This is a genomic window from Jeotgalibacillus haloalkalitolerans, from assembly GCF_034427455.1.
GTDB classification, from domain to species: domain Bacteria; phylum Bacillota; class Bacilli; order Bacillales; family Jeotgalibacillaceae; genus Jeotgalibacillus; species Jeotgalibacillus haloalkalitolerans.
The window spans coordinates 172,108-197,810 of record NZ_JAXQNN010000002.1; the positions used below are offsets into that span (position 1 = coordinate 172,108).

Sequence of the window (25,703 nt, forward strand, 5' to 3'; positions counted from 1 at the left end):
GTGATTAAATCAGGGTTTGTAGGTGAAACTCAATCCCGCGGCAAAGCAATTCCGTTCAGACAGATTTTGCCCGGCGCTGATCATTCTGATGATACATTATCGTGGACAGTGGAACAGGCCAGAAGAGAATCTAACCAGCTGGTACTGGATGCGAATGAGCAGGCCCAGAAATTACTCGAGGATGCTCAACAGCAGACTGAACAGCTTCTCCTGCAAATTGATGCAAAGAAAAATCAGTGGAACACTGAAAAAGAAGAACTTCAGAAAAAAGCATACGAAGAAGCTTTTGCACAGGGGTACGAAGAAGGACGAAACAAGGGTTATCATGAAGTCTCCCATCTTATTAATGAAGCACAGGAAATCGTTGCAGCGTCAAAAGCTACACTGCAGGCTCAGATAGAAGAAAATGAAATGGTGATTCTCGAACTGGCTATGAAAGCATCAGAGAAAATCATATCCCAGCAGCTTGAGAATTCACCAGAAAAATATCTTCCGGTCGTTAAAAAAGGAATAAAAGAAGCAAGAGAAATGAAAGAAGTAAAAATCTATATCGCTGTTCAGCAATATACCTATCTGCAGAGTGAAAGGGAGGAGCTCCTTGCAATCTTCCCGACAGATATCAGGCTGTATATTTACCCTGAAGAAGAATTAGAGCCGTATAAATGTTTTATTGAAACAGCAAACGGAAGAATTGATATCAGTATTGATACACAGCTTTCAGAATTGAAAGCCGGTCTTGCTGAAATTCTGAGGAGTACAACATGAAGGCAGCAGATCTAATCCAGCATATCCAGTCGATCAAAACCGTCAGACATTACGGAAAAGTTAAGAGAGTGATCGGGCTCATGATTGAATCACAGGGACCTGAGAGCTCGATTGGGGAAGTATGTTACATACATGTACATTCCAGTTCCAGAAAACAGACGATACGGATAAAAGCTGAAGTAGTTGGTTTTAAAGATGAAATGGTTGTGCTGATGCCATTCACTCACGTCCAGGATATTGCACCCGGGTGCATAGTGGAAGCAAGCGGTGCACCTCTTGAAATTCGTGTAGGAGAAGCACTGATCGGGAAAATTGTTGATCCGCTCGGACACCCAATCGACGACAGCAAACTTCCGGTGGGGATGAAGCAAGTACCAACAGAACAGGAACCTCCCAATCCTTTAACAAGACCTCCGATTAATGAAGTAATGGAAGTCGGTGTTAAAGCGATTGACGGAATGCTGACAGTCGGTAAAGGACAGCGGATTGGTATTTTTGCAGGGAGCGGAGTCGGTAAAAGTACACTGCTTGGGATGATTGCAAGGAATACTGAAGCTGATTTGAATATCATCGCATTAATTGGTGAGCGCGGCCGGGAAGTCAGGGAATTTATTGAACGTGACCTGGGCCCGGAAGGTGTTAAAAAAAGCATTATTATTGCTGCAACTTCTGATCAGCCCGCTCTGATGAGAATTAAAGGGGCTTTCACAGCAACTGCGATTGCGGAGTATTTCAGGGACCGGGGATTGAATGTCATGCTCATGATGGATTCTGTTACACGAGTCGCGATGGCACAGCGAGAAATCGGGCTGGCAGTTGGAGAACCTCCGGCGACAAAAGGTTATACACCATCCGTGTTCGGATTATTACCAAAGCTGCTTGAGCGCACGGGAACAAATGAAAATGGCAGTATCACTGCTTTTTATACCGTACTTGTTGATGGAGACGATATGAATGAACCCATCGCAGATACCGTTCGCGGAATACTGGATGGGCATATCGTTCTTGACCGCTCCATTGCCAATAAGGGTCATTATCCGGCGATCAATATTCTAAAAAGCGTCAGCCGTCTTATGAACCACCTTGTTGATAAAGGTCATTTAAGAGCTGCTGAAAAAATGAGAGAACTGATGAGTACATATGAGCAGGCTGAAGACCTCATTAATATCGGCGCTTATAAAAGAGGTTCTTCAAAAGAGATTGATCAGGCAATACAATATCAGCCAGTAATCAAACAATTTTTAAAACAATCCACTGATGAAAAAGTGCAGCTGGCTGAAAGTGCGAGACAGCTGGTTCAGTTATCTGAAAAGGGTGAGGGATAATGGCTTATCAATATCGGTTTGAACGTGTGCTGACAGTAAAAGAACGGGAGCAAAAAGAAGCAGAAGACCGTTACAGAGACGCAGTTGATTCTTTTGAAAAAATGGCTCAAAAGCTTTATGAGCTATTAAAGAAGAAGGAATTAATGGAGGATTCCCAGGCGAATCAAATGCAGACCGGTATTCCTGTGCAGTTACTCAGACACGGTCAGCAGTTTTTAACCAATATTGAAAAGAGCATATCTTACCAGCAGAAACTGGTGATGGACGCCAGGTCCAATATGCAGCGTCATGAGCACCGGCTGATGGAACGCAATATAGAAGTCCGGAAATATGAAAAAATACGTGAACATGACAAAAAGCGGTATGTCGCAGAACAGGAACAGGCTGACAGAGAGCAGATGAATGAATTGTCAATTGCGCAATTTATGAACCGCAGAAGCAGGTGATATAGATGAAGCAACAAAAACAGTCGATCCGTGATGAGGCTGAAGAAGTAAAGTCTCCAGGGAAAATACAGGTATTTTTTCTGCTGATTTTTGTACCAGTCCTCTTTTTGATCTTTGTAGCGCTAATTGTGCTAACGATCCTTGATTATAATATTGTCGAAAAAGCTGAAGAAGCAGGTATCACGATACCTTTTTTCGGTGAAGAGGAAGAAGCGGCCGATACACCTGTAAACCCTGAAGAACGTATTGTCAGTCTGCAGGCACAGATTGAAGAAAAAGATATGTATATCGGTCAGCTCGAACAGGAAATGGTGAGCCTTGAAGATGAGAATGACCAGTTAATAGGAGATCAGGAAAGACTTCAGGCAGATATTGAAAGGCTGCAAAATGAACGTGATGCAGCAGGAAGGGAATTTGCAGAGGTTGTTTCAGTTTATGAAGACATGAAAGGAAAAGAAGCAGCACCGATTATTATGGATCTGAATGATGAAGATGCGATCCGTCTGCTTTCAAATCTGTCAGCTGAGATGGTGTCAGAAATCTTTGCAAGCATGCCGCCGGCAGAAGCAGCACGTTATACAGAATTAATATCTACCCGTACACAATAAAAATTGAAAGGGGGTGAAACAGAATTGATCGGACAAATTACGGTACAGACAGTGCAGGCTCCTCAGCAGCTTGGCAGTGAAAAAATGAAAATAAACAACTCAAATGAATTATTCAGCACCCTGCTTTTCAATGCAGGCGGAGAAACGCTTCAGACGAATGATAGAGAGATGTCTGATTTGGACATGCTTTTAGAGCAACTAATGGCAGCACTTGAAACTGAAGATCTTCCATCATTCATAAAAGCAGCAGATGAAGCGGTTCCTGAAATAAAGCAGATGTTCATGATGTTTGATGAAAAAGAACTAATGGATCTTACCTTGGCTGAGCTCTTACTTGCTGCAGGAGTCAGTGAAGAGCTGGTTGAAAAAGCAGCCAGTGCAGAAATGACTGATCCGGAGCAGTTATTAACAGGTATTCTGACGTCTGATGGTGGTGAGCAGTCTGAGGAAGAGCATACATTCTCTCTGCTGAACTTACAGGTACTGAACCATCAAATCGTCCTGCAAAATGAAGGTCTCCAAACTGACCCTCAAAATAGTAAACTGCCTGCTGTTCAAGAAGACCTTGCAAAATTGGTTTTGTTGATAAAAGGACTTTCATTGATTGATCCAAAAAAGACAGCTGCATCAGAAAAAAGTAATTTCATACAAAACATGACTGAAGTGATGGAATCCATTGAGAAGGTCTTTAAATCAGCTGTAAGGGATATTGAAGCCCCGATAAAGCAAGAAGGCTTTAAGCAATCCATTTCTCCTGAAGTCCTAAAAACCGATCAGGGGATGCTGAACCTGCAAACATTGCAGCTGCAGTCAGGACCGGTTAAATGGTCATTAAATCAGTCATTCAGGCAGCCGGATTCAGCACAGCAATTAATGGAACAATTCCAAAACATCATGCAAAAAGCAAAATTTGGAAAAGTGAATGGAACAGAAAAGCTGATGATTCGTCTTCAGCCGGAACATCTTGGCACTTTGAAAATTGAACTGCTTCAAAAAGACGGAATGCTGACTGCAAGAATCATTGCTTCATCGGCAGTTGCAAAAGAAATGATTGACTCTCAGCTGAATCAGTTAAGACAATCATTTACTGCGCAGAATCTGCAGGTTGAAAAAGTTGAGATCAGTCAGGCTCAGACAGCTGAAAGCAGGCTGGATAAAGAGCGTGATCAGAATCATCAGCACAGAGACAGGGAAAATCAGCAGCAGAACGAACGTGAACATGAAGATGAGCAGCTTTCATTCCACGACATATTCTTAAACATTGAGGTGTAACGATTGAACCCTACCAGTATTAATGAAAGTTTGTATCTTTCGTCATTGGAAAATAAAAAGCTTGAGCCGAAAGACCAGTCAATGGGTAAAGATCAGTTTTTAAAATTACTGATTGCACAACTGCAAAATCAGGATCCAACACAGCCTATGGAAGATAAAGAATTCATTTCCCAAATGGCAAACTTCTCAAGCCTTGAACAAATGACAAACATGGCAAATTCATTTGAAAAATTCGCTACAATGCAGGAACAGACAGCGCTGATTCAATACAACGAATTTGTTGGCAAAGAAGTAAAGTGGGACAAGATGGAGTCTGTAGACGGTGAACAGGTTGCAATAAACGGTAAAGGGATCGTTGAAACTGTTAAATTCAAGGGCGGCTCAGTTGAATTTACACTTGAAGACGGCACATCACTGACACCGGGAAATATTTCAGAGGTGAATAAAGGTGAATTGCAGGATTCACTTCAGCAGGCAAGTATGATAATTGGTAAAAAAGTCAGCTGGATGAAAGATGATAAAGAAATTGAAAGTACAGTTGTTTCTGTCTCGAGAAAAGATGGTGCAATCTGGCTTCACACGTCAGATCAGCAGCGTATCGCAGCAGATGAACTGATTAAAATTGCTCAGTAAAGGATTTGAGAAAATGGAGCATATCCGATTTAACCCGATTCACACACCACCGGCTGCTCCAGTAAAGAAACAGACGAAGCAAACCGGTTTCGGTGACAAATTGCAGCAGGTGATGGGAGAAGAACTGAAATTCAGCAGACATGCGAATGAACGGCTCTCCTCAAGAAATATACAGATTACACCTGCCCAGTGGCAAAGAGTATCCGATAAAGTCAATGAAGCTGAAGGTAAAGGTGTAAAAGACTCTCTCGTCCTACTCGATCAGGCAGCGCTGATTGTCAGTATTCAAAATCGTACTGTAGTAACAGCCATGGATAAAAAAGACTTAAATGACCAGATCTTCACAGGTATTGATGGAACGATTATTTTAGAATAGGTGGACCTGAAAAGGGGCCTAAGAGCCAGCTGACCGACAGAAGCGGCTCATGAAAGGGGAAAAAACAATGATTCGTTCAATGTATTCAGGTATTGCAGGACTTAAAAACTTTCAGACAAAGCTTGATGTAATCGGTAATAATATCGCGAATGTGAACACGTTTGGTTTCAAAAAAGGCCGTGTGACGTTCCAGGAGGCGATGAACCAGACAATTCAGGGAGCATCTGCAGCACAGGAAGGGCGTGGAGGCAGAAACGCACTTCAGGTCGGACTTGGATCTGTCACAGCAACTATTGACAGTGTACAGACACAGGCCTCATTGCAAAACACTGGCCGTTCACTTGACCTGGCGATTAATGGAGACGGATTCTTTGTTGTATCTGCTCCTGGTGGACAGGATCTGTATACACGTGGTGGTAACTTTTATCTTGATGAAAGCGGACTTCTCGTGACTGGTGAAGGTTATAGGGTACAGCAGTTTGTTGATGGCGTACAGCAGGATATTGTAGTCAACAGCAGCGGGGTTATTCCCGCACAGGTCACTGATGCACTATCATTATCAGGAAACTTGGCATCAAACGTGGTTGTAAGCGCAGATAATCCTTTTGTCAAAACCCAGCAAATGAAAGTAGTAGATGATCAGGGTACTGAACACACGGTTGAAGTCAAAATGGAAAAGGTAGTTGGAAATGATAATGAATGGGATGTGACTTTTACTAATCATGCCCTTGAAGATATTGATGGAGTAGATAAATTTGTGAATGGCACTTTATCTTTTGATGATGAGGGAGTTCCTACTTTTGATCTGGATCCAATTAATCTACCGGTAAGTGTTAATGCCGCAGGAACCGGATATAACGCTTACAATATTGATAATATAAACTTAGAAGGTCTTACAAACAACCCTGGTGAAGTATCTGCACAAATGGCTTCTAACGGTAACCTCGAAGGTACACTCGAAAGCTTTAGTGTATCAGCAGGCGGTGAAATCAATGCAGTATACTCTAACGGCCAGGTACGTGAAATGGCAACCTTGTCAATTGCACGTTTTAATAACCCTTCTGGACTTGTGAAAATCGGTAACAATGTGTTCCAGGAATCAGTAAACTCAGGGGTTGCCAATATCGGTACAACTGCTGATTCAGGCGGCACAATTTCATCAGGTGCGCTTGAGATGTCTAACGTTGACCTCTCAGAAGAGTTCACTGAAATGATTACAGCGCAGCGTGGTTTCCAGGCAAATACGCGAATCATTACAACGTCTGATCAAATTTTAGAAGAATTAGTTAATCTGAAGCGATAATCCGGTGAGGAGGTGACGGTGTCTTCAGATAAATGAAGACACCGGCTTTTATGATCCAGTTAAAAAGGCTGAATGGCAAAGAATTTATGATTAATGCAATTTATATTGAAACAGTTGAAGCATTTCCTGACACCACGATTACGCTGACAAATGGTAAGAAATATATTGTGAAAGATTCCATGTTAGATGTCAAAGGTAAAATAACAGACTTTTACCGTGCAATTCATGTACTTAACATGACGCATCTGAAGGAGGATGAAGCTGATGAGGAGTAAAAATAGATTACTGATTACCATGCTGATCATTCTCGTATCAATCACGCTAGTTGGTGTGATCGTGCTGGTTGTGTCCAATCAGCTTGCTGAAGGCGGCGAGAAGGAAGAGGTCAGACTCTCTGCTGCAGAAATTGTAGAAGCAACTGTTGAAGTGCCGGAAGTCACAACCAATATTGGCAGCAATAATTTCGCAAGAGTATCAATGTCAATACAGACAGACAGTAAGGAAGCCGCTGAGGAATTAATTCAGCTTGAATTTCAGGTTAAAGACATCCTGATTGATGAACTGCTTGAAATGGATAAATCTGACCTTGAAGGTAGTGCAGGAAAAGATGCGCTTGAAGAAATTGTGGCAAACCGGGTGAATGAATTGCTTCAGGAGGGTGAAGTCATTCAGGTTTATACGACATCAATTGTCGTTCAATAATGAAAGAAGCAGATGGACGGAGGTGAACTTAAGTGGCTGGAGATATACTCTCGCAAAATGAAATCGATGCACTATTATCAGCCATATCAACTGGTGAAATGTCAGCGGAAGAGATCAAAAAAGAAGAGCAGGAAAAGAAGGTTAAAGTTTACGATTTTAAAAGAGCACTAAGATTCTCAAAGGATCAGATCAGAAGTATTTCGAGAATCCATGAAAACTTTGCCAGACTGCTCACAACATTTTTCTCTGCCCAGCTCCGGACATATGTTCAAATAAATGTAGCATCTGTGGATCAGATACCTTATGAGGAATTCATAAGGTCTGTACCGAAAATGACGATTTTGAATGTTTATGAGGTACCGCCGCTTGACGGGAAAATTCTGATGGAGATCAATCCAAATGTGGCCTATGCCATGATGGACAGAGTGCTTGGAGGTCACGGCTCGAGTGTGAGTAAGATTGATAACTTGACAGAAATCGAAACGAAAATTATGTCAACGCTTTTTGAAAGAGCGTTTGATAATTTACGTGAAGCATGGGGGAATGTAGCTGACATTGATCCGATCCTGACTGATTTTGAAGTGAACCCACAGTTTCTTCAGGTGATTTCACCTAATGAAACAGTCGTTGTGATCTCACTGAATACAGTAGTAGGTGAGACGACAGGAATGATGAATATTTGTCTTCCACACGTTGTGCTTGAGCCGATTATGCCAAATCTATCAATCAAGCACTGGATGCAGTCTCAGAAGAAAGAATTAAAGCCTGAGGAACAGCTTCAGCTTGAAAAGCGTGTAAAGAAAGCCGATTTACAAATATCTGCTGAACTGGGCACGTCCATGCTTGCGATTGAGGAGTTTCTGATGCTTGAAGTCGGAGATGTACTTGAATTGAATCATCGCTTTGATGAACCGGTTGTACTGAAGATTGGGGAGATACCAAAATTCATTGCACAGCCTGGACAGCTGGGTAAGAAAATTGGTGTTCAGATTATTGAAGAAGTGAAAGGAGGAGAGGACGATGATGAGTGATGACATGCTCTCCCAGGATGAAATTGATGCTTTGCTGAAAGGCACTGCAGATGAAGAACCGCAGGAAACGATACCTGAACCGTCCGGAAAATTGGATGAGGTGGCGATCGATGCATTAGGGGAGATTGGGAATATTTCATTTGGCAGCTCTGCCACTGCATTATCAACCCTGCTTAATCAAAAAGTGGATATTACAACACCATCGGTTAATGTAGTAAAAACAAAAGAAATATCTAATTCATTTCCTCACCCTTCAGTAGCCATCAATGTTCACTATACTGAAGGTCTGAAAGGAAATAACCTGCTTGTCATCAAACAGTCTGATGCTGCAGTGATTGCAGATCTTATGCTTGGTGGAGATGGGACTGACCCTTCAGGTGACCTTGGGGAGATTCAATTGAGTGCCGTACAGGAAGCAATGAATCAGATGATGGGTTCTGCATCTACTTCAATGTCTACTATTTTCGGGGTAAAAGTTGATATTTCACCACCAAGTATTGATTTAATGGACCTTGAACATGAAGAAGGGATGGGAAATCTCCCTGAAGATGATGAAGTGATTCAGATTTCATTTAACTTGAAAATCGGTTCACTGATTGATTCAAATATTATGCAGCTGATCCCACTTCAATTTGGGCAGGCGCTTGTTGATCAGCTGATGGGCGCAGGACAGGCTGAAGCAGTAAGTGAGGCTGCAGCTGCTGCACCCGTTGCAGAGAGACCGGTGCAGAATGAAGAAACAGAAGCAGTTCAGCCTGCTGAATCACGTCACGCTGAAGAAGTACATACAGATGGCGTTCAATTAAACAGAGAACGTGCACTTTCTAAAGCGGTTGATGTTCAGCCCGCACAGTTTTCACAATTTGAGAGCCCTGGTCTAAGTGCAGGAGAATCAAGGAACCTTAATCTGCTGCTCGATATTCCACTTCAGGTAACAGTAGAGTTAGGCCGTACAAAACGGTCTGTTCAGGAAATACTTGAATTAACTTCAGGTTCGATTATCGAACTTGATAAACTCGCTGGGGAACCGGTGGATATTCTGGTGAATAACCGGTTGATTGCCAAGGGTGAAGTTGTAGTAATCGAGGAAAACTTCGGAGTGAGACTGACTGATATCATCAGTAAGTCAGACCGATTAAACAAATTACGCTAATAATAGCTGGGGGTTTTGAACATGGCAAAGAAGATACTGATAGTTGACGATGCGGCATTTATGCGCATGATGATTAAAGACATTTTAACAAAAAATGGATTTGAGGTAGTTGGAGAAGCTGCTGACGGCGCTCAGGCAGTGGAAAAATACAAAGAAACTTCACCTGATCTTGTCACGATGGATATTACAATGCCTGAGATGGATGGTATTACTGCATTGAAGGAAATCAAGCAAATTGATGGTTCTGCCAAAATTATTATGTGTTCAGCAATGGGTCAGCAGGCAATGGTCATTGATGCAATACAGGCAGGTGCCAAAGATTTTATTGTGAAGCCGTTTCAGGCAGACCGTGTGATTGAGGCAATCTCTAAAGCGATAGGTTGATGAAAATGATTCAAAAGCTGTTCATTGTTCTCCTTCTGTTGACTGCAGTCACAGGAGGAGAACAGGTTTTATATGCGAGTCCCGGCAATGTATCAGACTGTATGGGTGATAATCCGTCTGAGGAGTGTGCAGAGCAGGATGTGCCAGCAATCAGTGACTCAGGTGAACCATCAGGCATTAACTTCTGGACCTTTGTGAGATTAATCGGAGCACTTGCATTTGTTGTCATACTTTTATACGCATTATTAAAATTTGTAAACAGTAAAACAAAGAACTTTCAGCAAAGCAGACTTATTAAAAATATGGGTGGTACAACCCTTGGTGGTAACCGCTCAGTTCAGATTGTAAAAATTGCTGACAGCTATTACATCCTCGGGGTTGGTGAAGATGTCAATCTGATAAAAGAGATCAATTCACCTGATGAAATTGAAGAGATTGAAGAATACTTTGATCAAAGCGAAAGTATTCAGCAAAGTCCGGTATCAGGGTGGGTTGAAAAATTAAAAGAACGAAAAGCCAGTGTGGTGAATAAGGAAGACCAGTCGTTTGGTAGCCTCTTTAAAGAGCAGCTGAAAGAGCATCAGGCACAGCGGATGAAAATGTTTGAAAAAGCAAAAGGCAAGGAGCGTAATAAAGATGGATGAGTTCATACAGTTTTTCAATGACAGTCCTCCGGATGATGTAGCAACCTCTGTCAGGTTACTGCTGCTGTTAACGGTTCTATCACTTGCACCGGGCATATTAATCCTGATGACTTCCTTTACGCGAATTGTCATAGTTTTATCATTTGTGCGGACCTCACTTGCAACGCAGCAGATGCCGCCTAACCAGGTGATTGTGGGTTTAGCACTATTCTTAACTTTCTTTATCATGGCACCGGTACTCAGTGAGGTTAATGACAGGGCATTAACCCCGTTATTTAATGAGGAAATAGATTTAGAGACTGCTTATGAAGAGGCCTCAGTGCCATTTAAAGAATTCATGAGTCAGCATACAAGACAAAAAGACCTTGAGCTGTTTTTAAGTTATACAGAAGCAGAACGGCCTGAAACTATTCAGGATATTCCATTAACAGTGATGGTTCCTGCTTTTGCTTTGAGTGAAATTAAAACTGCTTTCCAGATGGGATTTATGGTTTTTATCCCGTTTCTGGTAATCGACATGGTTGTAGCTTCCGTACTGATGTCAATGGGTATGATGATGCTTCCGCCTGTTATGATTTCGTTGCCGTTTAAAATCCTGCTGTTTATTTTAGTAGATGGCTGGTATCTCGTCATGCAGTCTCTGCTGCAGAGCTTTTAGGTGGGTGAATTGAAATGAATGGAGAAATGGTCATTGCAATAGCAGAACGTGGCGTATGGATTACGCTGATTATCAGCCTGCCGCTGATGCTGGTTGCATTAATCGTAGGTTTACTTGTAAGTATATTTCAGGCAACGACACAGATTCAGGAACAGACACTTGCTTTTATTCCGAAAATAATTGCCGTGATGGTTGCACTGATTTTTTTCGGTCCCTGGATGCTGACGCAGCTTGTCAGTTATGCATCTGATATTTTTACTAATCTTACAAGGTATATCGGCTAGTTATGGAAGAATTGTACCCCAGACTGACAATTTTATTACTGATTATCGTGAGGATCTCAGCATTTTTTGTAACGATGCCTTTGTTCTCACATAGAACGATCCCTGCAACGCACAGAATCGGCATTGCCATCATGCTGTCCTGGATGATGTATTATACGATTGATGCCGAGCCATTTGACATTAATGGTGAATACATTCTGCTTATTATAAAAGAAGCAGCGGTCGGCTTATTTCTTGGACTGATTGCTTATATTATTCTATCAGCAATTCAAATTGGCGGTAACTTCATAGATTTCCAGATGGGATTTGCCATGGCGAATGTGATTGATCCTCAGACAGGTGCACAAAGTCCGCTGATCGGTCAATACCTTTATACGCTAGCCATCCTGCTGTTACTGGCCTTAAATGGACATCATTTAATTTTAGACGGTATATTCTTTAGCTATCAGTATATACCGCTCGATCAGGTATCGCTCGGGTTTGGTGATCCGATGACAGCTGAATTAATTGTAAAAGCATTTGCTGCTACGTTTGTCATTGCTTTTCAGATGGCTGCGCCGGTTGTGGCAACATTATTTCTGGTTGATATTGCATTAGGGATTGTTGCTAGAACGTCCCCGCAGTTTAATATTTTTGTAATCGGGTTTCCGATCAAAATTACAGTTGCTTTTATCGTTTTAATTGTTTTGATGGGCGTGACATTTCAAGTCATTCAAAGACTTTTTGATTTAATTTTTGTTGTAATGCGGGATTTAATGATCACGCTTGGGGGCGGTTAAAGAATGAAGCTGAGGTTGGACCTTCAGTATTTTGCCGGTGAAAAAACAGAGAAAGCAACACCGAAAAAAAGGCTTGATTCACGTAAAAAAGGTGAGGTAGCCAAGAGTCAGGATATCAATACAGCGTTTATTCTGTTCAGTGTATTTCTGTTTTTATTTTTTGCAGGCGGCTGGTTTGAGGAAAGAATGTTGAACCTGGTGGCTGTTCCTTTAATGGATTATATTAAGCGCCCTGTTACATCCGACACGCTTATCCTGGTGTATGGTGAAATGCTCACGCAGGTTGCATGGATTGTCCTGCCGATTATGGCAGTCGCAGCGCTTGGCGGTATTGTCGGGAACTATTTGCAAATCGGTTTTTTAATCTCTGCAGATCCCCTGAAGCCTAAGCTTTCAAAGCTTGATCCGATTAAAGGATTAAAAAGAATTTTCTCTGCACGGGCCCTTGTTGAATTAGCTAAGTCAGTTTTGAAAATTTCATTAGTTGGAATGACCACATTCCTGGTTTTATGGTTCAGTATTGAAGATGTATTGGAATTATCATTATTACCAGTGGAATCAACACTGCAGACAGCAGGAAACCTGACTGTTCAAATGGGACTTTTTGCTTCAGGTCTGCTGATTATCTTAGCAATACTCGATTACCTTTATCAGAAGTATGATTTCGAGAAAAATATCCGTATGTCTAAGCAGGACCTTAAAGATGAATATAAGAACACGGAAGGTGACCCGCTGATCAAATCAAAAATCAAGCAGCGTCAACGGGAAATGGCGATGAAAAGAATGATGTCTGAGGTTCCGGATGCAGACGTTGTCATTACGAATCCCACTCACTATGCCATTGTTCTGAAATATAAAGATGGAGAATTTGATGCGCCGGTTGTTGTGGCTAAAGGTGTTGATTTTCTGGCACAGAAAATCAAAACAATTGCCAAAGAAAATGACGTAGTTGCAGTTGAAAACCGGCCATTAGCACGGGCATTATACGACCAGGCTGAAATCGGTGATCCGATACCTGAAGAGTTTTTTAAAGCAGTTGCTGAAATTCTTGCCTATGTATACAGAATTAAAAACAAAGTGTAACGCTTGAAAGGGGACCAGCATGAAAGGAAAAGATTTAGCTATACTCGCCAGTGTGATTCTGATAATCGCCATGCTGGTGATCCCGCTGCCATCATGGATGCTGAGTGTATTAATCATTATTAATATAACTCTTGGGCTCATTGTTTTACTGACATCAATGAATATGAAAGAGCCGCTTGAATTTGCAATTTTTCCTTCATTGATCCTGCTGTTAACATTATTCAGACTTGGTCTGAACATCTCAACTACAAGAGCGATTTTAAGTAGAGGTGAAGCGGGAGGAGTTGTAGAGACGTTCGGAACGTTTGTTACCGGAGGCAATATTTTAGTCGGTATGGTTGTATTTATCATCCTGATTATTATTCAATTTATTGTAATTACCAAGGGTGCAGAGCGTGTTTCTGAAGTTGCTGCGCGTTTCACACTTGATGCGATGCCAGGAAAACAGATGAGTATTGATGCTGACCTTAATGCAGGCATGATCTCTGAAACTGAAGCAAGAGAGCGTCGTGAAAAAGTAGGCAGGGAAGCAGATTTTTATGGTGCGATGGACGGTGCGACTAAGTTTGTTAAAGGTGATGCCATTGCCGGTATTATTATTGTATTGATCAACTTAACGTTTGGTATGATCATTGGAATTGTGCAGATGGGCATGTCTCTTGCTGATTCAGCCAACCAGTTTTCTTTATTAACGGTTGGTGACGGGATTGTATCACAAATCCCGGCTTTGCTGATCTCAACAGCAACAGGGATTGTTGTTACAAGGGCTGCATCAGACGGAAATCTCGGACAGGATATCACATCACAGCTATTTTCTTTTGGTCCGATTATGTACGTGGCGGGGGCTACCATTGCATTACTAGGTATTTTCACGCCGATCAGCAATTTCCTCACACTTCCGATTGCACTGATTCTCGTGATTGGAGGGTACACCCTCTCTAAAGCTAAAAAACTCGAGGCTGAAGAATTCATTGAACATGATGAAGATACATCAACTGACGAGATGAAAAGCCCGGAGAGTGTTGTCAGTCTGCTGAATGTGGACCAGATTGAATTTGAATTTGGCTATGGCCTGATCCCGCTTGCTGATGCAAATCAGGGTGGGGACCTGTTAGACCGGATCGTGATGATCAGAAGGCAGCTTGCACTTGAACTGGGCTTAGTCATTCCGGTTGTCAGAATCCGTGATAACATCCAGCTGCAGCCAAATGAATACCGTCTGAAAATTAAGGGGAATGAAGTAGCAAAAGGTGAACTTCTGCTCGATCATTATCTTGCGATGAGTCCTGGAGACGATGATTCAATCGAAGGGATTGACACGATCGAACCATCATTTGGTCTGCCGGCTAAATGGATTGATGAATCCGTGAAGGATCAGGCAGAAATGCTCGGTTATACAGTAGTAGACCCGCCATCAGTTGTCTCCACACACATTACTGAAATGATTAAAGGACATGCGCATGAACTGCTTGGTAGACAGGAGACCAAGCAGCTTGTAGATCACCTTCAGGAGTCATATCCGATTCTGGTAGAAGAAGTGACGCCTTCTCCGCTAAGCGTGGGAGATGTTCAAAAAGTTTTGTCAAAGCTGCTTCGTGAGAACGTGTCAATCCGTAACCTGCCTATTATCTTTGAAACCCTGGCAGATTACGCACGTATGACGTCAGATACAGATGTACTTGCAGAATACGTAAGGCAATCACTTGCCAAACAGATCACAAGTCAATTTGCAGAACCTGGAGATACTCTGAGAGTAATCACACTTTCAGGAAGAGTTGAAAAAATGACTGCAGATAATGTACAGCAGACAGAACACGGTAATTATTTATCGCTTGATCCGAATGACTCCCAGAGAATACTCGAAGCAATGGCTCAACAGATCGAGCAGCTGTCAATGACAGAGCAGACACCAATTGTTCTATGCTCTCCGGCAGTCAGAATGTATATTCGACAATTAACAGAAAGGTATTTCCCGCAAATACCGATTCTGTCATATAACGAATTGGAAGCAAATGTTGAAGTTCAAAGCGTTGGGGTGGTGAATATAGATTGAAGATGAAAAAAATTACGGCACCTACAATGCCTGAAGCGATGAAGAAGGTTCGAAAGGAATTAGGCAGTGATGCAGTGATTTTAAATTCCAAAGTCACTTACACAGGCGGATTTCTCGGTTTATTTAAAACGAAGCAGATTGAAGTAGTAGCAGGAGTTGATTCAGCTGACCCTGTAGAACAAATGTCAGCTGCCGCAATAGAAAAACCTTTGTTTAAAGCACCTGATGTTAAGGGTGATCTAAAGCTGGAGAATGAAATTAAAGAGTTAAAACAGATGGTTCATGCACTTTCAGTTAATCAATCAGGCTATCAGGATTTTCCCGTATCGATTCGCACAATGCTTAAAAACCTGCATGAGCAGGATTTTAAGGAAAGCTGGGTGCTTGAAACAGGCAGAATGCTGCATGCAAAATGGGAAAATCAATCTGACAAGCATGACATCCCAACCTGGACTAAGGAGCATATCCAGTCCTCTTTGAAACAGCTTGCCCATGAAGGGATAGATGCTTCTAAAAAATACATCAGTCTGATTGGACCAACTGGAGTGGGGAAAACAACGACAATTGCCAAATTGGCTGCGAAGCTTGTCATGGAAGATAAAAAGAAAATAGGGTTCATCACCTCTGACACCTATAGAATCGGTGCAATTGAACAATTAAGAACCTATGCAGAACTATTGGATGTACCGGTTGAAGTCATTTACAACCGTGAAGATTTTAAGACTGCAGCTGATCGTTTCAGGGATTATGATCATGTCTTAATCGATACTGCAGGGAGAAATTACCGTGAAGTTCAATATGTTGAAGACCTGATGAATACAATTGATTTTAATGTAGAGATGCAGACGTTCCTTGTTTTATCAATGACCTCTAAATTCAAAGAAATGAAAGCGATTTTCGATCGTTTCAATGATATGCAAATAGATGGTCTGATATTTACAAAGTGTGATGAAAGCATTACAGTCGGTCCGGCTTTTCATATGATGGTTGAAAGTAAGATAGGCACAGCATATCTGACGAATGGACAGGCAGTTCCTGAGGATATTCAGGAAGGCTCTCTCAAACAGGTCAATGACATGATAGTTAAAGGTGTGAAAAGCTGATGGATCAGGCTGAAACATTAAGACAGAAAATGATGAACTTGAACAAAACCCAGGCGAAAGCGATTGCAGTTGTAAGCGGAAAAGGCGGAGTTGGGAAATCCAACTTTTCAATCAACTTTGCTTCAGAGCTTGCAGCAAAAGGTAACAGTGTATTGCTGATGGATATGGATATTGGTATGGGAAATGTTCATATCCTGCTTGGCGCCTCTTCAGAGAAAAACATCCTTCATTACCTTGAAGGTGATGGTCTGATCGAGGACGTCATTGTGAAGGTAGAAGGCGGGTTCTCCTATATTTCCGGTGGATCAGGGCTGAATAAAATGGTCGAATGGAAAGACATTGAAATTCAGCGGCTGATGGATGGTTTCATGTTACTTCAGCAATCCTATGATTATCTGATATTTGATATGGGTGCCGGCGCATCAGAAAATGGACTTGAACTGATCATGTCTGCAGATGAAGTCATTGTCATTACGACAGGTGAACCGACCTCAATCATGGATGCTTATTCCATGATGAAGTTTATACATATGAGGGATCCTGAGAAATCATTTGCACTGCTCTGTAACCGGGTAATGAATCCGGCAGAAGGAAAATTGGCTTTAAACAGACTCTCATCAGCTATGAATAAGTTTCTTCAAAAAGAAGTGCGCATTCTTGGGAGCCTGCCTGAAGATCCATATGTCAGAAGGTCTGTTATCAACCAGACGCCATTCACAAAATTATATCCAAATTCACCTGCATCGAAGACATTAAAAAATATGGTGCATGCATACTTAGAACATAACAATGGAGAGGTCCATAATATGAAAACTCGTTTTACAGAGAGACTGTCTGCATTTTTTCGAAAAAAGTGAGGTGAGATCATGCATCGTCATAAAATCAAAGTATTAGTCGTTGATGATTCTGCTTTTATGAGAAAGCTTGTGCAGGAGTTTCTCTCAGAAAATGAAAGAATTGCTGTCGTCGGGACGGCTCGTAACGGTGAAGATGCAATTGCAAAAGTGCGGCTGCTTAAGCCGGATGTCATTACGATGGACGTTGAAATGCCTGTAATGAGCGGACTTGAAGCGCTGAAATATATGATGAAGGAAAATCCACTGCCGGTAATTATGCTATCCAGCACGACAAGAAAAGGAGCTGAGAATGCTCTTTTAGCCATGGATTACGGAGCAGTGGATTTTATCGCTAAACCATCCGGGACTATATCACTAGACCTGCATCTTGTGAAGAAAGAGCTGATTCAAAAAGTCCTGCATGCTGCTGAAGCGTCCCTGCCTTCTCAGCCTGAACGGTCACCCGCTCGTATTCCTGTTAATACAAGTAAAAACAAAGCTGAAATAACCGATAGTAAGGTTGGAAGACCAAATCAGACAATCATTTTAATTGGTACATCGACAGGAGGTCCGAGAGCACTTCAATCAGTGCTTTCAGCTTTACCCGGAAATTTAAAAGCGCCTGTTTTGATCGTTCAGCATATGCCACCCGGATTTACAAAGTCACTGGCACAGAGACTGGATCAGCTTTCAGCGCTTCATGTGAAAGAAGCGGAAGAAGGTGATGTGCTGGCGGATGGGCATGCATATGTTGCGCCGGGTGATTTTCATCTGAATATCATACAGGGCACGAGGTTATCGTTATCATTAAGTAAGGAACCGCCAATCAGCGGGCACAGGCCTTCAGTGGATTTTATGTTTGAATCGGCATCAAAATTAAAAAATATAAAAAAAATTGCAGTAATTATGACTGGAATGGGTGCTGATGGGTCTAAAGGTCTGGTACAATTAAACCACAACGGACAAACTCAATCCATTGCAGAATCCAAAGAGACTTGTGTGGTTTACGGTATGCCTAAAGCCGCTCACGCAACCGGGCTGATTACATATAATGAGCCGCTTGATGAAATTGCAAAAAGAATTGTTAAATTAGCAGAAGGGTGAGGTCAATATGGAGATGAACCAATATTTAGAGGTTTTCATAGAGGAAAGTAAAGACCATTTGCAAAATTGCAATACACAGATGCTTGAACTTGAGAAAAACCCTGCAGATCTCAGCATCGTTAATGAGATTTTCAGGTCAGCGCATACCCTGAAAGGAATGTCTGCAACGATGGGGTATGAAGACCTTGCCAGCCTTACACATCACATGGAAAACATTCTGGATGATATCAGAAATGGGAAATTAAGTGTAACAACAGCTGTGATGGATGCACTTTTTTCAGCGGTTGATGATCTTGAGGAAATGATTGCCTCAATTGCTTCCGGCGGGGATGGGAAAAAAGATGTCAGCCGTTCATTAAAAATGCTTGAAGAAATCTTAACGGGTGAACCTGCAGCAGCTGCGCAGGCAAGTCATTCATCAGTTCAGTATGATGAATTTGAACGTACTGTTATTTTGCAATCATTAGAGCAGGGCTACAACGCATTTGAAATGACGGTCAGTCTGAGAGAGGACTGTCTATTAAAAGCTGCACGCGTATTTATGGTTTTTGAAGTGCTTGAAAAAATAGGAGAAGTCATCAAATCCTCTCCAACAGTTGACCAGCTTGAAGAAGAAAATTTTGATCAGCAATTTTGTGTAACAATTGCCTCTAAAGAAGACAGTGATTTTCTTGAGAAAAGTGTAATGAAAGTATCAGAGGTTGATACAGTTAAGGTCAATGAAGTTAATCTTGAGCAGGAACCTTCACCTGCTGCTGAGGAAGCAGCAGTCACGTTAGAGGCAGTTAAAGAGGTGCCCGAAGAAACGAAAGAAAGAGAAACACAGAAAAACACAGTCTCAAATAAAACAATCCGTGTAAATATCGACAGGCTTGATGTGCTGATGAACCTTTTTGAAGAACTGGTTATTGACAGAGGACGGCTTGAACAGATCTCAAAGGAACTGAATCATGGTGAATTAAATGAAACGGTTGAGCGGATGTCACGTATTTCAGGCGACCTGCAATCTATTATTCTGACAATGCGTATGGTACCCGTTGAAACTGTTTTTAACCGCTTCCCTAGAATGATCCGCCAGCTGGCCCGTGATCTGAACAAACAGATCAATCTTGAAATCAGCGGTCAGGATACTGAGCTTGATCGAACTGTGATCGACGAAATCGGTGACCCACTTGTTCATCTGCTGAGAAATGCAATTGATCATGGCGTTGAATCACCTGAACTCCGCAGGGAAAAAGGAAAGCCCGAAGAAGGAACAATACAGCTGAGAGCTTATCACAGCGGGAATCATGTATTCATCGAAATAGAAGATGATGGTGCAGGGATCAGTAAAGACAAAGTGCTGAATAAAGCGCTCTCCAGAGGAATTGTCACACAGGAGCAGGCTAAAGCAATGACTGACACTCAAATTTTTGAGCTCATTATGGCATCAGGTTTTTCTACTGCAGAAACGATTTCTGATATCTCCGGTCGTGGCGTCGGACTTGATGTAGTAAAAACGACAATTGAATCTCTGGGCGGATCAATTACTATTCATTCAGAAGAAGGACAGGGATCAGTATTCTCAGTACAATTACCTCTGACATTGTCAATTATTTCAGTCATGCTGGTAGAAGTGGAAGCAGAGAAATTTGCCATACCTTTATCTTCAATCATTGAAACTGCCATTGTGAAAAACGATGAAATCCTGCATGCTCACAATCAGCGTGTGATTGATTTCAGAGGTAAAGTTGTACCGCTTGTCTTTTTAAACGAAGTCTTCGACGTAGAAAAAGGTAATGATGAAGAGGTTCACTCAGTTATTATCGTACGCAAAGGCGAAAAGATGGCTGGTCTTGTTGTTGATTCATTTATTGGACAGCAGGAAGTTGTATTAAAATCACTCGGAGATTATCTGGGGGACGTCTTTGCGATTTCAGGAGCGACGATATTAGGTGATGGTCAGGTTGCACTGATTGTAGATTGCAACGCACTGATCCAGTGAAGAAGTGAAAGCTTATACTAAAGCAGTGAGGAGTGCAGCGATATGACAAATCAGGAAAATGATTTAAAAGTCATCGTGTTTCAGTTAGTAAATAAAGAATATGCAGTACCTGTCCATAATGTTCAATCAATTGAAAAAGTCATGCACATTACAAGAGTGCCGGGTGTACCTGCTTATGTAAGAGGTGTAATTAATCTCCGCGGGGTTGTCACACCAATTATTGACCTCAGAAAACGCTTCTCACTTGAAGAGGCTGAGGAAAGCGAACATACCAGAATCATTATTATTACGGTTAACGGTCTTGAAGTTGGACTGGTTGTGGATGCTGCGAATGATGTATTGGACCTGTCCACGGATTCAATTGAACCGCAGCCGAATGTTGTAGGGAGTATTGAAAATGATTTCATCAGTGGTGTGGCGAAAATTGACCGGAGGCTGTTAATTCTTTTGCAGCTTGACAAAGTGCTGGAGAACGCTGCATGAGTTATGATGAGGAAATTACAGCGTATCAGCTGGATATATTAAAAGAGATCGGCAACATTGGGGCAGGTAACGCAGCAACTGCCCTTTCATCTTTACTCAGTACCAAAGTGGATATGGCTGTTCCGCATGTAAAAGTAGTATCTTTTGATGAGATGATGGATATTGCAGGAGGTCCTGAAAATGTTGTAGTCAGTGTTTTCCTCAGAATTGAGGGGGAAATGACAGGGAGTATGTTTTTTATTCTTTCTACCCAACAGGCGGAAAGCTTTATCAGAACTTTAACGAAGAACCCTTCATTCTGTTTTGATGAAATCGGTGAATCTGAAATCGGGCTTTCTGCTCTGCAGGAAATGGGCAATATTTTGTCTGGCTCTTACCTGTCATCTTTATCGGACTTTACTAATTTGAATTTATACCCTACTGTGCCTGCGATTGCCATCGATATGGCCGGGGCAATCATCAGCTTTGGACTGGTTGAACTGTCCCAGGCGGGAGATAAAGTAATCGTTATTGATACAGAGCTTACTGATGAAGGTAAACATCAGGCAGGAGCGAATGGTCAATTTTTCCTTCTTCCGGATCCTGAGTCTTTTAAGATCCTGTTTCGATCTTTAGGAGTAGATTGATTTGATAAAAACAGGAAATATTATAAAGGTTGGTATTGCTGATGCTAATACTGTTTTATCCCCTGATACGATCAGGACATCAGGTCTTGGCTCCTGTGTGGGGGTTATACTCTATGATGAGCGCAGCAAAAAGGCCGGGCTGGTACATATCATGCTGCCCGATTCATCTCTTGCAAGGTCAGGAGAAATTAACCCTGCAAAATTTGCGGATACCGGTATTTCATATTTAATAGAAATGTTAAGTATTCCAACATCCAGGCTAAAAGCCAAGCTTGCGGGAGGTGCCCAGATGTTTCAATTTGCCGGTCAGAAAGATACGATGAGGATCGGACCGCGAAATGTTGAGGCTGTAAAAAAAGTACTGAACAGCTATAAAATAAAAATAATCAGTGAAGACACAGGGGGCAGCAGCGGCAGAACGATAGAGTTTGATCCTGCTTCCTGCTTACTTCATATCCGAACAGTAAATATAGGAGAAAAAGTAATATAATGCTGAGCCTTTAGGGCTCTTTTTTAATTGGAAAACACAAAAGTCCCTCCTTTTGATATAATAAGAATCATATATAATCCGTCTAAAGATTCAGGTCATCATTCAGTTTGATCCAATTCAATGCGGAGCAAAAAAGAGAGGAGGCGCCATGCCATGGATGAGTCAAAAGAGCAGGAAAAGTATGATTGGCAGATGTGGACTGCCTCCAGAGATGCTCATGCAGGCGATATGCTTGTACAGCGCTATATGCCCCTGGTGCAATATCACGTTCAGAGGATCAGTGCCGGTCTGCCTAAAAATGTATCGCGTGATGATATTAAAAGCCTGGGCCTCATGGGGCTTCTGGATGCGCTTCAGAAATTTGATCCCAACAGAGACTTGAAATTTGATACATATGCATCATTCAGAGTTCGCGGAGCAATTATAGACGGGCTCAGAAAAGAAGACTGGATGCCGCGGTCTGCAAGAGAAAAAGCTAAAAAAGTTGATGCGAAAATAGAAGAGCTTGAACAGCAGTCCCTTAGACATGTTGAAGCCTATGAAGTCGCAGTTGCGCTGGATATGCCCGTTGAGGAAGTTTATCAGATTACACAGGAACATTTATATGCAAATGTTTTATCAATGGATGATCAGTCCGGTGATCAAGATGAGAGCGAAGGAACTGCCTTCACATTAAAGGATCATCATGCAACGTTGCCGGAAGATCAGCTGGTAAAAGATGAACTGCATCAGGATTTAGCAGGTGTCATTTCTCAGCTGAATGAAAAAGAACAGCTTGTGCTCAGCCTTTTTTATACTGAGGAACTGACGCTTACTGAAATTGGGGAAGTCATGAATTTATCGACGTCCCGTATTTCGCAGATCCATTCCAAGTGCCTTTTTAAGCTTCGCAAACTGCTGGCTTCGGAATACAGCCAGTCATAAAGGGGAAGATCATATGAGTCTTAAACTTGTAGAGTTGCAGGTGGCAATCCCTAAAACTGTTGATGCAGGAAAGCTGGCAGATCAACAGCAGCAGCAAAATGCAGTGAATCAGAGCCAGATGGCAGCGCTGGCAGAAAAAGAACGTCTGAAGAAACTTGAAACAGTGAACCGTTTTGGAGAAAGTGAAAAAACGAAACAAAAGCGCCAAAAAGACCGTGAACATAACAGCAGTGCTGAAAACAAAAGATCTGAAGACATGCCGTCTGCTTCATCAGGGGAGAGGCACCCTTTTAAAGGTAGAAGAGTGGATTTTTCGGGTTAACAAGGAGTTATCATGATATTATTTCTGTTAATACTTTCAATCATATTTAATATTGCTGCTTTTTTATCGATTTACTTGTTGTTCTTACGGCAGAACAGATTAATCAGTAAGGAAGTACAGCATGAAAAGACGCTGAATGAGATCGAGCAGACGTTCACAGGATACCTGCTTGAAATGAAGGACGAAAACGAACAGTTTTTGAAGCAGTTTGAGAAAATCAGTCAGACAGCAAGTATTCCCGCACAACCTGATGACCTGCCTTCAGAATCTGTTATGACCGTAAAAACCACAAGAAATCTTGCGGCAGCAGCTTATAAAAAACCACAGAAAAATAAACCTGAATCAATCAGTGACCGGGCGAGACATCTTGCACATCAGGGCTACACTGTTGAAGAAGTTGCCAGAGAACTGAAAAAAGGTAAAACTGAAGTTGAACTGATGCTGAAATTCAGACAGTCATAATCCGTTTAAAAGAGTCATCAATAAGCACTTGATGACTTTTTTTTTATATGGTATAGTAGTTAACGGTGTTAATACACACGCTTCGTGATTGGGCGGATGGTGCTGCTTAAAAGATAAGCAGTTTCCGACCTGTAAATGACCGGAGCGGAGGAGAATAACCACAAGGAGGAAATAACACTATGTCAGTAATTTCAATGAAACAATTGCTAGAAGCAGGTGTTCACTTCGGCCACCAGACACGCCGCTGGAACCCAAAAATGAAGAAGTACATTTTCACGGAGCGTAACGGAATCTACATTATCGACCTTCAAAAGACGGTTAAAAAAGTAGAAGAAGCTTACAAGTTCGTGAAAGAAGTTGCAGCTGACGGAGGAGAAGTTCTTTTCGTTGGTACAAAGAAGCAGGCTCAGGAGTCTGTTAAAGATGAAGCAGAACGTGCAGGTATGCACTTCATCAACCAGCGCTGGTTAGGTGGAACGCTAACAAACTTTGACACAATCCAGCTTCGTATCAACCGTCTTAAGAAAATCGAAAAGATGGAAGAAGACGGCACGTTTGAAGTACTTCCAAAGAAAGAAGTAGTTCAGCTTAAAAAAGAATATGAGCGTCTTGTTAAATTCCTAGGCGGAATCAGAGACATGAAGAAGCTTCCTGATGCTTTATTCATCATCGATCCTCGTAAAGAGCGTATCGCTGTTGCTGAAGCTCGTAAGCTGAATATTCCAATCGTAGGAATCGTTGATACAAACTGTGATCCTGACGAAATCGACTACGTAATTCCTGCAAATGACGACGCGATCCGCGCGGTTAAACTTCTGACTTCAAAAATGGCTGATGCTATTCTTGAATCTAAGCAGGTTGAAGAAGAGGAAGAAGAAGCAGTAGCTGCTGAGTAATAATTTTAAAAGGTGATAAGCGGGAAAATCCCTTATCACCTTTTTTAAAGGATAAAAATGAATTTTTAACAGATATGAGGAGGAATTTTCATGGCTATTACAGCACAAATGGTTAAAGAACTTCGTGAAAAAACTGGTGCAGGTATGATGGACTGCAAAAAAGCACTTCAGGAAACAAATGGAGATATGGATCAGGCAATTGACTTCCTTCGTGAAAAAGGAATCGCAAAAGCTGCTAAAAAAGCTGACCGTATCGCTGCTGAAGGTCTTACTTTCATTAAGAGTAACGGTAATGATGCAGTTATTCTTGAGCTTAACTCTGAAACTGACTTCGTTGCGAAAAATGAAGGTTTCCAAAACCTTGGTAACGAGCTGGCAGACCACCTTCTAGCAACTAAGCCGGAATCTGTTGACGCTGCTCTTGAAACTGAAATGAGCAACGGCCAGAAGGTAGGAGACTACATTACAGCTGCAGTAGGTAAGATCGGTGAGAAGATCAGTCTTCGCCGTTTTGCTGTCCGCACAAAAGAAGACAACGCTGTATTCGGTGAATACCTTCACATGGGCGGAAGAATTGGTGTTCTTTCAGTAGTAGAAGGTACAACTGAAGAGCAGGTAGCAAAAGACGTTGCAATGCACGCTGCTGCACTTAACCCTAAGTTCATCTCTCGTGACCAGGTTTCTCAGGAAGAAGCTGACAGAGAGCGTGAAATTCTTACAAAGCAAGCACTTGAAGAAGGTAAGCCTGAAAATATCGTTGCTAAAATGGTAGAAGGCCGCCTGAACAAATACTTCGAGGAAATCTGCATCGTAGATCAGCCATTCGTAAAGAACCCTGATCAAAAGGTTAAAGAATTCCTTGCTTCTAACAGCGCACAGCTGTCTGACTTCGTTCGTTATGAAGTTGGAGAAGGTATTGAAAAGCGCCAGGACAACTTCGCTGATGAAGTAATGAGCCAGGTGAAAAAATAATC

The 25,703-nt window shown here is 41.9% G+C and carries 31 protein-coding genes; all 31 read left to right on the forward strand.

Annotated features, from left to right (window positions below):
* The 31 genes from fliH (at window position 1) to tsf (ending at window position 25,701) form a co-directional block, all read left to right on the forward strand.
* Window positions 1–765, forward strand: coding sequence for a flagellar assembly protein FliH (gene fliH, locus UFB30_RS05715; RefSeq protein WP_322421521.1), 765 nt, complete (start codon window positions 1–3; stop codon window positions 763–765).
* On the forward strand, window positions 762–2,090 hold the full coding sequence (gene fliI, locus UFB30_RS05720) for a flagellar protein export ATPase FliI (protein WP_322420731.1): 1,329 nt from the start codon (window positions 762–764) through the stop codon (window positions 2,088–2,090). Before fliH ends, fliI begins: the two co-directional genes overlap by 4 nt.
* A complete protein-coding gene (gene fliJ / locus UFB30_RS05725) occupies window positions 2,090–2,536 on the forward strand; it encodes a flagellar export protein FliJ (RefSeq protein ID WP_322420732.1) in 447 nt (148 codons plus the stop codon). The genes fliI and fliJ overlap by 1 nt, the downstream gene beginning before the upstream one ends.
* A gap of 5 nt (window positions 2,537–2,541) precedes the next feature.
* Window positions 2,542–3,144: a MotE family protein gene (locus UFB30_RS05730; RefSeq protein WP_322420733.1), complete on the forward strand. Its 603-nt coding sequence runs from the start codon at window positions 2,542–2,544 to the stop codon at window positions 3,142–3,144.
* A gap of 24 nt (window positions 3,145–3,168) precedes the next feature.
* Window positions 3,169–4,416 (forward strand): flagellar hook-length control protein FliK, encoded by a 1,248-nt coding sequence (locus UFB30_RS05735; protein ID WP_322420734.1) that lies wholly within the window; start codon window positions 3,169–3,171, stop codon window positions 4,414–4,416.
* A gap of 3 nt (window positions 4,417–4,419) precedes the next feature.
* Window positions 4,420–5,049, forward strand: coding sequence for a flagellar hook assembly protein FlgD (gene flgD / locus UFB30_RS05740; protein WP_322420735.1), 630 nt, complete (start codon window positions 4,420–4,422; stop codon window positions 5,047–5,049).
* Between the two features lie 13 nt (window positions 5,050–5,062).
* A complete protein-coding gene (locus tag UFB30_RS05745) occupies window positions 5,063–5,425 on the forward strand; it encodes a TIGR02530 family flagellar biosynthesis protein (RefSeq protein WP_322420736.1) in 363 nt (120 codons plus the stop codon).
* A gap of 67 nt (window positions 5,426–5,492) precedes the next feature.
* Window positions 5,493–6,728 (forward strand): flagellar hook protein FlgE, encoded by a 1,236-nt coding sequence (locus UFB30_RS05750; RefSeq protein WP_322420737.1) that lies wholly within the window; start codon window positions 5,493–5,495, stop codon window positions 6,726–6,728.
* Window positions 6,729–6,778: 50 nt separating this feature from the next.
* Entirely contained in the window at window positions 6,779–7,003 is a 225-nt protein-coding gene (locus UFB30_RS05755) for a flagellar FlbD family protein (protein ID WP_322421523.1), read from the forward strand.
* Window positions 6,993–7,430 carry a flagellar basal body-associated protein FliL gene (gene fliL / locus UFB30_RS05760; RefSeq protein ID WP_322420738.1) on the forward strand — a complete coding sequence of 146 codons (438 nt, stop codon included), beginning with the start codon at window positions 6,993–6,995 and terminating at the stop codon, window positions 7,428–7,430. Before UFB30_RS05755 ends, fliL begins: the two co-directional genes overlap by 11 nt.
* 32 nt (window positions 7,431–7,462) lie before the next feature.
* Entirely contained in the window at window positions 7,463–8,461 is a 999-nt protein-coding gene (gene fliM / locus UFB30_RS05765) for a flagellar motor switch protein FliM (RefSeq protein ID WP_322420739.1), read from the forward strand.
* Window positions 8,451–9,614: a flagellar motor switch phosphatase FliY gene (gene fliY, locus UFB30_RS05770; RefSeq protein ID WP_322420740.1), complete on the forward strand. Its 1,164-nt coding sequence runs from the start codon at window positions 8,451–8,453 to the stop codon at window positions 9,612–9,614. Before fliM ends, fliY begins: the two co-directional genes overlap by 11 nt.
* A gap of 21 nt (window positions 9,615–9,635) precedes the next feature.
* Window positions 9,636–9,998: a chemotaxis protein CheY gene (gene cheY / locus UFB30_RS05775; RefSeq protein ID WP_322420741.1), complete on the forward strand. Its 363-nt coding sequence runs from the start codon at window positions 9,636–9,638 to the stop codon at window positions 9,996–9,998.
* 5 nt (window positions 9,999–10,003) lie between these two features.
* Window positions 10,004–10,642 carry a flagellar biosynthetic protein FliO gene (locus UFB30_RS05780; protein ID WP_322420742.1) on the forward strand — a complete coding sequence of 213 codons (639 nt, stop codon included), beginning with the start codon at window positions 10,004–10,006 and terminating at the stop codon, window positions 10,640–10,642.
* Entirely contained in the window at window positions 10,635–11,300 is a 666-nt protein-coding gene (fliP, locus tag UFB30_RS05785) for a flagellar type III secretion system pore protein FliP (RefSeq protein ID WP_322420743.1), read from the forward strand. Before UFB30_RS05780 ends, fliP begins: the two co-directional genes overlap by 8 nt.
* A gap of 14 nt (window positions 11,301–11,314) precedes the next feature.
* Window positions 11,315–11,584, forward strand: coding sequence for a flagellar biosynthesis protein FliQ (gene fliQ, locus UFB30_RS05790; RefSeq protein ID WP_039808906.1), 270 nt, complete (start codon window positions 11,315–11,317; stop codon window positions 11,582–11,584).
* A gap of 2 nt (window positions 11,585–11,586) precedes the next feature.
* Window positions 11,587–12,363 carry a flagellar biosynthetic protein FliR gene (gene fliR / locus UFB30_RS05795; protein WP_322420744.1) on the forward strand — a complete coding sequence of 259 codons (777 nt, stop codon included), beginning with the start codon at window positions 11,587–11,589 and terminating at the stop codon, window positions 12,361–12,363.
* A 3-nt stretch (window positions 12,364–12,366) separates the two neighbouring features.
* Window positions 12,367–13,446: a flagellar biosynthesis protein FlhB gene (flhB, locus tag UFB30_RS05800; RefSeq protein ID WP_322420745.1), complete on the forward strand. Its 1,080-nt coding sequence runs from the start codon at window positions 12,367–12,369 to the stop codon at window positions 13,444–13,446.
* 19 nt (window positions 13,447–13,465) lie between these two features.
* Window positions 13,466–15,499, forward strand: coding sequence for a flagellar biosynthesis protein FlhA (flhA, locus tag UFB30_RS05805; RefSeq protein ID WP_322420746.1), 2,034 nt, complete (start codon window positions 13,466–13,468; stop codon window positions 15,497–15,499).
* Window positions 15,500–15,501: 2 nt separating this feature from the next.
* A complete protein-coding gene (gene flhF, locus UFB30_RS05810) occupies window positions 15,502–16,602 on the forward strand; it encodes a flagellar biosynthesis GTPase FlhF (protein WP_322421524.1) in 1,101 nt (366 codons plus the stop codon).
* The gene (locus UFB30_RS05815) at window positions 16,602–17,459 is read left to right on the forward strand and encodes a MinD/ParA family protein (protein ID WP_322420747.1); all 858 of its coding nucleotides are present in this window, start codon (window positions 16,602–16,604) and stop codon (window positions 17,457–17,459) included. Before flhF ends, UFB30_RS05815 begins: the two co-directional genes overlap by 1 nt.
* A 9-nt stretch (window positions 17,460–17,468) precedes the next feature.
* The gene (locus UFB30_RS05820) at window positions 17,469–18,542 is read left to right on the forward strand and encodes a protein-glutamate methylesterase/protein-glutamine glutaminase (RefSeq protein ID WP_322420748.1); all 1,074 of its coding nucleotides are present in this window, start codon (window positions 17,469–17,471) and stop codon (window positions 18,540–18,542) included.
* A 7-nt stretch (window positions 18,543–18,549) separates the two neighbouring features.
* Entirely contained in the window at window positions 18,550–20,526 is a 1,977-nt protein-coding gene (locus UFB30_RS05825) for a chemotaxis protein CheA (protein ID WP_322420749.1), read from the forward strand.
* 42 nt (window positions 20,527–20,568) lie between these two features.
* A complete protein-coding gene (locus UFB30_RS05830) occupies window positions 20,569–21,009 on the forward strand; it encodes a chemotaxis protein CheW (protein ID WP_322420750.1) in 441 nt (146 codons plus the stop codon).
* On the forward strand, window positions 21,006–21,635 hold the full coding sequence (locus UFB30_RS05835) for a chemotaxis protein CheC (protein ID WP_322420751.1): 630 nt from the start codon (window positions 21,006–21,008) through the stop codon (window positions 21,633–21,635). Before UFB30_RS05830 ends, UFB30_RS05835 begins: the two co-directional genes overlap by 4 nt.
* 1 nt (window position 21,636) lies before the next feature.
* Window positions 21,637–22,125: a chemotaxis protein CheD gene (locus UFB30_RS05840; RefSeq protein ID WP_322420752.1), complete on the forward strand. Its 489-nt coding sequence runs from the start codon at window positions 21,637–21,639 to the stop codon at window positions 22,123–22,125.
* A 153-nt stretch (window positions 22,126–22,278) separates the two neighbouring features.
* Complete coding sequence (locus UFB30_RS05845; protein ID WP_322420753.1) at window positions 22,279–23,049, forward strand: FliA/WhiG family RNA polymerase sigma factor; 771 nt, start codon at window positions 22,279–22,281, stop codon at window positions 23,047–23,049.
* Between the two features lie 13 nt (window positions 23,050–23,062).
* Window positions 23,063–23,371 (forward strand): hypothetical protein, encoded by a 309-nt coding sequence (locus tag UFB30_RS05850; RefSeq protein ID WP_322420754.1) that lies wholly within the window; start codon window positions 23,063–23,065, stop codon window positions 23,369–23,371.
* Between the two features lie 12 nt (window positions 23,372–23,383).
* Window positions 23,384–23,833: a hypothetical protein gene (locus tag UFB30_RS05855; RefSeq protein WP_322420755.1), complete on the forward strand. Its 450-nt coding sequence runs from the start codon at window positions 23,384–23,386 to the stop codon at window positions 23,831–23,833.
* A 179-nt stretch (window positions 23,834–24,012) separates the two neighbouring features.
* Complete coding sequence (rpsB, locus tag UFB30_RS05860) at window positions 24,013–24,729, forward strand: 30S ribosomal protein S2 (RefSeq protein ID WP_039808933.1); 717 nt, start codon at window positions 24,013–24,015, stop codon at window positions 24,727–24,729.
* Between the two features lie 90 nt (window positions 24,730–24,819).
* Entirely contained in the window at window positions 24,820–25,701 is an 882-nt protein-coding gene (gene tsf, locus UFB30_RS05865; protein ID WP_322420756.1) for a translation elongation factor Ts, read from the forward strand.
* The last annotated feature ends 2 nt before the right edge of the window (window positions 25,702–25,703 follow it).

What these genes read in the sequence shown, in the direction of transcription:
- fliI (WP_322420731.1), top strand. Translation starts at nt 762, where the DNA reads ATGAAGGCAGCAGATCTAATCCAGCATATCCAGTCGATCAAAACCGTC.
- fliJ (WP_322420732.1), top strand. Translation starts at nt 2,090, where the DNA reads ATGGCTTATCAATATCGGTTTGAACGTGTGCTGACAGTAAAAGAACGG.
- UFB30_RS05730 (WP_322420733.1), top strand. Translation starts at nt 2,542, where the DNA reads ATGAAGCAACAAAAACAGTCGATCCGTGATGAGGCTGAAGAAGTAAAG.
- UFB30_RS05745 (WP_322420736.1), top strand. Translation starts at nt 5,063, where the DNA reads ATGGAGCATATCCGATTTAACCCGATTCACACACCACCGGCTGCTCCA.
- UFB30_RS05750 (WP_322420737.1), top strand. Translation starts at nt 5,493, where the DNA reads ATGATTCGTTCAATGTATTCAGGTATTGCAGGACTTAAAAACTTTCAG.
- UFB30_RS05755 (WP_322421523.1), top strand. Translation starts at nt 6,779, where the DNA reads ATGATCCAGTTAAAAAGGCTGAATGGCAAAGAATTTATGATTAATGCA.
- fliL (WP_322420738.1), top strand. Translation starts at nt 6,993, where the DNA reads ATGAGGAGTAAAAATAGATTACTGATTACCATGCTGATCATTCTCGTA.
- fliY (WP_322420740.1), top strand. Translation starts at nt 8,451, where the DNA reads ATGATGAGTGATGACATGCTCTCCCAGGATGAAATTGATGCTTTGCTG.
- cheY (WP_322420741.1), top strand. Translation starts at nt 9,636, where the DNA reads ATGGCAAAGAAGATACTGATAGTTGACGATGCGGCATTTATGCGCATG.
- UFB30_RS05780 (WP_322420742.1), top strand. Translation starts at nt 10,004, where the DNA reads ATGATTCAAAAGCTGTTCATTGTTCTCCTTCTGTTGACTGCAGTCACA.
- fliP (WP_322420743.1), top strand. Translation starts at nt 10,635, where the DNA reads ATGGATGAGTTCATACAGTTTTTCAATGACAGTCCTCCGGATGATGTA.
- fliQ (WP_039808906.1), top strand. Translation starts at nt 11,315, where the DNA reads ATGAATGGAGAAATGGTCATTGCAATAGCAGAACGTGGCGTATGGATT.
- fliR (WP_322420744.1), top strand. Translation starts at nt 11,587, where the DNA reads ATGGAAGAATTGTACCCCAGACTGACAATTTTATTACTGATTATCGTG.
- flhB (WP_322420745.1), top strand. Translation starts at nt 12,367, where the DNA reads ATGAAGCTGAGGTTGGACCTTCAGTATTTTGCCGGTGAAAAAACAGAG.
- flhA (WP_322420746.1), top strand. Translation starts at nt 13,466, where the DNA reads ATGAAAGGAAAAGATTTAGCTATACTCGCCAGTGTGATTCTGATAATC.
- flhF (WP_322421524.1), top strand. Translation starts at nt 15,502, where the DNA reads ATGAAAAAAATTACGGCACCTACAATGCCTGAAGCGATGAAGAAGGTT.
- UFB30_RS05815 (WP_322420747.1), top strand. Translation starts at nt 16,602, where the DNA reads ATGGATCAGGCTGAAACATTAAGACAGAAAATGATGAACTTGAACAAA.
- UFB30_RS05820 (WP_322420748.1), top strand. Translation starts at nt 17,469, where the DNA reads ATGCATCGTCATAAAATCAAAGTATTAGTCGTTGATGATTCTGCTTTT.
- UFB30_RS05825 (WP_322420749.1), top strand. Translation starts at nt 18,550, where the DNA reads ATGGAGATGAACCAATATTTAGAGGTTTTCATAGAGGAAAGTAAAGAC.
- UFB30_RS05830 (WP_322420750.1), top strand. Translation starts at nt 20,569, where the DNA reads ATGACAAATCAGGAAAATGATTTAAAAGTCATCGTGTTTCAGTTAGTA.
- UFB30_RS05835 (WP_322420751.1), top strand. Translation starts at nt 21,006, where the DNA reads ATGAGTTATGATGAGGAAATTACAGCGTATCAGCTGGATATATTAAAA.
- UFB30_RS05845 (WP_322420753.1), top strand. Translation starts at nt 22,279, where the DNA reads ATGGATGAGTCAAAAGAGCAGGAAAAGTATGATTGGCAGATGTGGACT.
- UFB30_RS05850 (WP_322420754.1), top strand. Translation starts at nt 23,063, where the DNA reads ATGAGTCTTAAACTTGTAGAGTTGCAGGTGGCAATCCCTAAAACTGTT.
- UFB30_RS05855 (WP_322420755.1), top strand. Translation starts at nt 23,384, where the DNA reads ATGATATTATTTCTGTTAATACTTTCAATCATATTTAATATTGCTGCT.
- rpsB (WP_039808933.1), top strand. Translation starts at nt 24,013, where the DNA reads ATGTCAGTAATTTCAATGAAACAATTGCTAGAAGCAGGTGTTCACTTC.
- tsf (WP_322420756.1), top strand. Translation starts at nt 24,820, where the DNA reads ATGGCTATTACAGCACAAATGGTTAAAGAACTTCGTGAAAAAACTGGT.